The organism is Bartonella pachyuromydis (assembly GCF_039543065.1).
Lineage (GTDB): Bacteria > Pseudomonadota > Alphaproteobacteria > Rhizobiales > Rhizobiaceae > Bartonella > Bartonella pachyuromydis.
In genome coordinates, this window is the sequence record NZ_BAABJA010000007.1 from 62,932 (window position 1) to 70,145 (window position 7,214).

Below are 7,214 nucleotides of genomic sequence, written 5' to 3' on the forward strand. Positions count from 1 at the left end.
AGGACCGCAATTCATTGAGAAAATGGGATATTTGCAAGAAAGAAGCAACAATTTTTTGCAAAATTTTACATTTGACTTCTTTTTTGTTGCCGCTTTATCAAGGTTCCCGTTTCCCCTTTAATGCCTCTCGTTCAGTTCCTTTTCCATGTCAAAATACAATCGCACCCGTTTGACAAAAAAGTAATAAACGCCGACAATAAGCATACCGTTTAACACAGCAATGATGATAAGCCCCAAAAGCGCGAGAAGACCTAATAATTTTGTAATAAGAAACATTTCCCCCCCTATTTTTAGGTAGTGCTTGATTTTTTTTGCTGTTGAGATGCTTTTTGTTCCAGTTTCTGCAGCATTTTTTTCAATCTACCATTTAATATATAATGTAACACCAAAACGACAGGTAAGAAGATGACTGACACCCCCCACAGAAAAGCTGGCAGAAAAAGGATATATTCAAAAAAGCTATTTTCCCCACCGTAAATTCCGCCAAACAATAATCCGAAGAAAAACCTTGGCAGATAATAGATACGCACAGCCCCTAAGAGCAACAGAACTATAGCGATACAGAAGATGATTTTATAATCTCTCATGGAAAGCATCATAGCTTCTTTGAAAGCAAAAAGTTTTGATCCTTTAGCGAAGGTTGAATGTGATGCAGTCTGTGCATTCCCTTGCGCTTGAAAAGATTCCTGCTGTGACTTACTTTGTTGTTGATTGATTGTCATGCTGACATTCCCCCAGTTTTTTTTGACGAACCACCTCCCCTGAGGCGCCTGCTTAGAGCGCGCTCTCTTCCCCCCCACGCCTGAACATAGATTAAAACATAAATTAAGAGTCCCCCCACATGAACAGAATACATATCCGCCGCAAAACCCAAAAGCAGCCCTAAAAATACGACACTCTGTGGGTTTTAATGAACCAACGCACACGTGGAGGCATTTGATCACTTTATGCATTTAAGCTGTGTTTATCAGTCTCAAAAAAAGTTTTCAAGCCTCCTTTCAAGCTTCCCTTTCAAATAAATCAAACCTGTTTCAAACAGGCAACACACCCTTCTTTTCAGACCAACATTTGCCATAAAAAACAGCTCCGCTCAAAAGCAACAGAAAGAAAACCACAACGAAAACAAGTAGAATAATACCCCATCATTTCACAATAATCTCATGATAAAATCTCTTTATAGAATAACAAGAATGGAGCAGGGATTTCCGCTATAAAAGATATTTGTAAAAATCCAGACGGATAAAAAACTCCTCTCAATTTGTCTGAGCAGAAATTTGATTATTCCTATGCATTATCAGTATATTACCAATATTTACTTGAAAAAATCTGTCCTGTTGTGATATAATAACGAGGGATAAATTATTCAATACAAGATAAGTTTACCCTCTAAAGAGAGGAAATATCCTTCATAACATAATGCGCATCAAGCTTCTTCGTTTTATGCCTCAGAGCAAAACGATACCCCCGAAGAGAAGCTTGCCAACTTCTATAAAACTGTCTCAACAGAACGATCAGTAAAACATCTCCTCAGAACACACAATCCCCTTTCTCATAAAAATATTGTGTTTTTGGAGAGGATCTTTGGCAAAAATGATTTTTCCCTACAGGAGTTAAAAATCTCTGCAGAGAAAAAATATGGAGCTGTAAATGACAAGATAAAGGGTTGTGAACAACTGATAACAAAAATTTTTTATCCTTTCTAAAGACACTTTCATTTGAGGGAGAAAAAACTATTTTACAACGTCTTTTTTATCAGCAGCCATCATTCATCCCTCCTATGCGCATTCATTTCTATGCACATTCACCCCCGAGCTTTTTGCACTGTTATGATTCTTAAACAAACAGTTTTTTAAAATTCAAATGGTATGTTCATGAAAATAGCTAAAAAACGCGGTAGACCGAGGATAACAGGAAAATTAAGAGAACCCAATGGGCGTATTTCACGCGCCAAGAACCCCTGCCTTTCTTCTCGTCAACAGACCATTGAAATGCGTGCCAAACATTTTGGTTTGACCATAGAAGAAGCGAAAAATCCACTTGTTGCAACCTATATTGGACGACTTTGTTTACTTGGCTCTAAACAGGATGCCTTAAGCATCAGTAAAGAGCAATATGAGACTGCGCAACAGTATCTCCAAATCAGAAACGACTATTTATGTGCAAAAGGTTTGCCAAATGGCTATTATGATGGCTTTACCCATACATCCGATGAAAAAGCACAACAACAGTGGATAGAAAAAGCAACCAATCACTACGAGGAGATGCAAGAAGTGATTAAGGAAGCACAACACCTGCATCGCCAACACAGCTTTCATGCTGCACTCCAATATCTTGTTGTCGAGGATCAACCACTTTCCTATCTTGTTTGCTCCTTACGTATTATTCTTGATGTGCTTCATCAGTATTTTGCAAATTAAACTGATGCTCTCTTTTCTTGTTACTAAAAGACTGAGCCTCTCAGCAAAAGCACACCAACAGAAATATTGCCGCAAGATACCACAGAGCGATACAGCATAACACTCTCTACTTCACAAGATGCTCCACAAAATGATAACCCGAAAATTGATAAAACAATCAAAATATAAAGAATGCAAGACTCTCTTAATTACAAGCCAGACCACGAAGAGCCCCCAAAAGCTGCATCAACCAGCACAAGGAGCAAACGACCCAGCACCAATAGCAAAAACCAATACCAATGCGAACGACAAATACCTGCCATAGGCATCCCTGCTACACAAACACAGCCATAGGCGCCCCCACCAACATGAACACGCATTCTTGTACGCTCCCCGCCTTATAGTTTAAGCAAAATTTTAACCCCTCTGTTTTTAGCAGGCAGAAAAAGTTGATTTTTAGCATATCAGCTAGCCTCACCTTATGTATTTTTTTATGGAGAACTTTATACGAAAAATATCAAGGCCTCTCACCAACACCACCCACCATCTCAAAATCCCGCCACCAACACAGCCAACCTAGTGGTTTTATCCTCGCAAAGTCATATTTTTATCCCCAAAAGAGCATCCATTTTCAGCATGCTCTTCCATTCTGCTTTGGCAAAGATTTGACAGATCCCATATGAGCCACCCTCCACATAATCCTCTCACATTCACAACCAACGCTATCCCGCAGCCCAAGCATCAACACAACCAATAATATTTGACAAAAGGATATTTTACTTTTTTCAAAGGAAATAAAGCGTTTTTGTAGCATTTCAAAACCCTTACCGATTGAAACGATCAAATTTTCTTCATAATCAGCAAATTTTTTTAAAATAAAAAATATCATATTCCACTTTTTTCTTGACAAGATAGGGAAAATAGTATTTAATGACATATGCGGGGAGAGGTTTTTTGTATCTTTATTCTTACAATTATATCCCTATAATATTGTAGAATATTGTAATTTTCTTCCCGTCCTATTAGGGTAAAGATTTTATTATTGCCAATCTGTAAACGAATTGCTTTCTTATTGAATGCGTTGCTCTTGCTGCTTCATGTAGTTCACTTGATAAATTCTACAAAACAACCAATCTCAGGAAAGCTTTGCTTCAAATATTGTCTCACTCTCCATCAAAATCCCCTCTCACAAAATACTCCTAAAAATACCTCATGTGATAAAATGTTATAGGCCTTATATTACCACTCTAGCTAGTATTTTACGGTGCAACTAGCCTGCCTCAAATTATAAAGATTTTAAGACCATGCGAGAGGAAATAGCAGAAAGAAGATATTACCTCTCTTTATATTTCAATATTTCATATCAACAAACCATAAGAAACAGCACCATCACAGCCACCCCAAGCTAACGCACTCATAAAATAATGTTACATATCTAGGCTTTAGATCATCAGCAATAACCACCATTGCATCATCTCTCTTCTTCCATCATGAAGCATAAATTTGAACGGCATATTCAGAGCAAGAGAAAGCCAATGGAGCCCTACAGTCAATGACCAAATGATCCGTAGATTTCTGGTAAGAAAAACAAGCCTCAATTAGGTAGTTTTTGTCCTTTACAATGAAAAAGAAAGCACTTTTAGTATGCAGAAAGCAGCAAAACAGTTATGGAATTTGTTCTTACCAACGCCACCATACAAAAAGAAAAAAGCAGGCCAAAAGTTTTCGTTTTTTAACATCAAGATAAAGCTATAAATATACGCCACCTTCTCATTTTTATAAACTTCACAGATAAGAAGACAAGAGAACACACGACTCTAGAAAACTTATCATCCTAAGTTTAGCAAGCCTTTTTATAAAAATGACTCATCTTTAAAAGATACCCTCACAGCTTACCCTTTCAAAAGATAAAAAAATCAATATATAAACATAATTAAACCAGAATTGAGCAAATAATATTGAATACTGCTTACAAGCATAGAGAGTAAATATTATGAAACCGCAAGATTCAAAAAACACCGCCCATAGTTCATCAGCAACGCAAACGAGTGAAAGCGCAGATGAATCATTAGCAAGTCTTCTTGCACGTTTAGAGAGTACTGCTGTTGAGACAAAAGAAGAAGAAAATGTTGGCTTCAGTCGTGAAGAATTAAAAAGCATTATTACAGGCTTAGAAGATGACATCACTAGTGGTCGTTGGATCAAATCCTACTACGCAGATACAGATCTTAGAATGATGCCAGCTTTAGTAGAGCAAGCAAATCGTAAATATCCAGAAATGCATCTTAAACTTGCAATGACTCCAGAAGATCTTTCCCTCTCACTAAAAGAAATGATTGATGCTGGGGTTCACTCTTCGAGACACATAGTAAATTCAGGAAGTAGTAGGATCCATTTCGCAGTACTTGATCATCAAACTATTGATAACAAAACATCTTTTATATTATATGAACCTACAGCATTTCATCATAAGAGTGCAGCCATATTAGGATTGAGAACAGAACAAGCCATTCAAGATTGCCAATTGCCTAATTGTCATTTTTCCATGGTAGAAATGGATATTCAACGCAGTTCTTCTGAATGTGGAATTTTTAGTTTAGCACTTGCCAAAAAGCTGTATCGCGAATCTGATAAACTAACAAGAATGCACAAGGATAACATCAACGGTGTATTAAACAAAACACATCTTACACTACCTTCTGAAAAAGTAGATCCATATCTTCCAGCAAGTTTTTATAAACACACGCAAGGCAGAAGACGTCTTAGGGAATATATAAAATCAAATCCGGAAGCGGAACATGAAAAAGTAAACAAAAAAGATGAAACTCTCTCTGAAAGATTTCATAAAAACCTCGTTGAAACAGAGGGAAAGACTGTTTCCGTTTCATTACATAGAAAAAGGGTTTCTGAATACAAATCCACACTAGCATTATAATGTTATTTTTGAACATTTTTGCCGATATGGAGAGCAAATGCATTCATGTAGGCAAATACACCTATTGTTTTAGCTTGTAAGATGCAAACAGTACAAGCAATTTACCTGTTAAAGAAAAACTGAGCTGTTATCTCAAAACAGAGACATAAGCCCTCTCAAAAATTCTAAAGCTACTATAATAATAAAAGCCTAATAAGGAAATGGGTACAAAAAGCTTTCATTCTAAAACACCAGAACGAAGTTACAAATAAATCCAAGTTTTTCATTTTGTACAGATTTTAAGGAAGCAGAAGGCGTTAAGATCACAATTCTGAAAAACCTACCGTTTTCATTGGCAACCCTTTTTACAAAAATGACTCAGCTCAAAAAATGCCCTCATTGCCTTCCTTTTTTAAAATGAGAAAATCAATATATAAACATAATTAAATCGGAATTGAGCAAATAATATTGAATCCCAATTACAAGTATGGAGAGTAAATATTATGAAACCGCAAAATTCAAAAAACACTGCCCACAGTTCATCAGCAACACCAGAAAGTGAGAGTGCAAATGCATCATTAACAAGTCCTCTGGAAAATTTAGAACAACTCAATGTCGAAAAAGAACCCAAAATCCCATTCAGTCGTGAAGAGTTAAAAGATATTATTGTAGGCTTAGAACGTGATATTGCGAATGGAAAATGGCTCAAAGGCAATTACCATTATGCCAATACAGACCTTAAAATGATGCCGGCTCTCATAGAGAACGCAAACCGTAAATATCAAGGATTAAACCTTAAACTTATTACCACATCTGAAGGGCTCGTTTTCTCAATAAAAGAAGCAATTGCTCATGGAGTTCAATCTTCTAGATATATAGTGAACACAAGCGATAAAGGAATCCATTTTTTGGTACTTGATCAGAGAACTATCGATAACAAAACATCCTTGATAGCTTTCGAATCCGCGACTCTTAAGAACGAGATACCCTTATTACTAGCAATAAGAATACAATTCATCATTCAAGAACAATTACCTGAATGTTATCTTTCCAAGATGGAGATGGATATTCAACGCAGCTCCTCTGAATGTGGGATAATGAGTTTAGCACTTGCCAAAAAGCTTCATACCGAATCTGAGAAATTGACAAGAATGCACAAGGATAACATCAACGGTGTATTAAACAAAACACATCTTACACTACCTCCTGAAAAAGTAGATCCGTATCTTCCAGCAAGTTTTTATAAACACACGCAAGGCAGAAGACGTCTTGGGGAATATATAAAATCAAATCCGGAAGCGGAACATGAAAAGGTGAACAAAAAAAACGAAACTCTCTCAGAGAGATTTCATAAAAACCTCGTTGAAACAGAGGGAAAGACTGTTTCCGTTTCATTACATAGAAAAAGGGTTTCTGAATACAAATCTACACTAGCATTATGATGTCATTAGAGCATTTCGTATTTTGGTAAAAGCATATGCTTTTAAAAAGTTACACACCCATAGCGTTTCTTGAGAATAATCACCTTTCATAGCAAATTCTCACATATCAATGATATTTTATAACCCAACCTTATAAGCACTGTTAGCACGCATCAACCATAAACACCAATCATCAGCTCCAACAACCAACACGCACTAGCCATAAGCGCGCGCGCCACCAGCATGAACACCCGTTCTTAGATACCCCCCATCTTATGGTTTAAGCAAAACCTCATATCTCATTTATTCCTAGCAACTAAGAAAAATTTACTTTTGGCATATCACTCAGCCTCACTTTGTGTGGGGCTTTTTTAATGGAGAACTTTATGCGAAAAATATCACAAGAAGGGCTTGCTCTTATCAAACAATGGGAAGGCTTGCGCCTCAATGCTTATAAAGACGCCATCGGGGTATGGACAATCG

Annotated in this window: 6 protein-coding genes and 1 pseudogene; 4 read left to right on the forward strand and 3 right to left on the reverse strand. The window is 36.8% G+C overall.

The genetic code is table 11. From position 1 onward, the window contains the following. Nucleotides 1-117 precede the first annotated feature (117 nt). Together ABD917_RS06065 and ABD917_RS06070 are read right to left on the reverse strand one after the other, a co-directional pair. Nucleotides 118-276: a hypothetical protein gene (locus tag ABD917_RS06065; protein WP_345119213.1), complete on the reverse strand. Its 159-nt coding sequence runs from the start codon at nucleotides 274-276 to the stop codon at nucleotides 118-120. Nucleotides 277-290: 14 nt separating this feature from the next. Beyond that, on the reverse strand, nucleotides 291-722 hold the full coding sequence (locus ABD917_RS06070; RefSeq protein WP_345119214.1) for a hypothetical protein: 432 nt from the start codon (nucleotides 720-722) through the stop codon (nucleotides 291-293). Nucleotides 723-1,871: 1,149 nt separating this feature from the next. Here ABD917_RS06070 and ABD917_RS06075 point away from each other — a divergent pair. Continuing rightward, the gene (locus ABD917_RS06075; RefSeq protein ID WP_345119215.1) at nucleotides 1,872-2,417 is read left to right on the forward strand and encodes a hypothetical protein; all 546 of its coding nucleotides are present in this window, start codon (nucleotides 1,872-1,874) and stop codon (nucleotides 2,415-2,417) included. Nucleotides 2,418-2,605: 188 nt separating this feature from the next. Here ABD917_RS06075 and ABD917_RS06080 read toward each other — a convergent pair whose 3' ends face one another. Further along, a complete protein-coding gene (locus tag ABD917_RS06080) occupies nucleotides 2,606-2,776 on the reverse strand; it encodes a hypothetical protein (RefSeq protein ID WP_345119216.1) in 171 nt (56 codons plus the stop codon). A gap of 1,613 nt (nucleotides 2,777-4,389) precedes the next feature. On the opposite strand from ABD917_RS06080, the gene ABD917_RS06085 reads away from it, so the two are divergent. From ABD917_RS06085 to ABD917_RS06095, 3 genes and pseudogenes are all read left to right on the forward strand, one after another. Next, nucleotides 4,390-5,331, forward strand: a complete 942-nt coding sequence (locus ABD917_RS06085; RefSeq protein WP_345119217.1) for a YopJ/AvrA family T3SS effector serine/threonine acetyltransferase — start codon at nucleotides 4,390-4,392, stop codon at nucleotides 5,329-5,331. A 482-nt stretch (nucleotides 5,332-5,813) separates the two neighbouring features. Beyond that, nucleotides 5,814-6,752 carry a YopJ/AvrA family T3SS effector serine/threonine acetyltransferase gene (locus ABD917_RS06090; RefSeq protein ID WP_345119218.1) on the forward strand — a complete coding sequence of 313 codons (939 nt, stop codon included), beginning with the start codon at nucleotides 5,814-5,816 and terminating at the stop codon, nucleotides 6,750-6,752. A gap of 365 nt (nucleotides 6,753-7,117) precedes the next feature. Beyond that, nucleotides 7,118-7,214, forward strand: a pseudogene (locus ABD917_RS06095) (lysozyme); the annotation flags it as partial.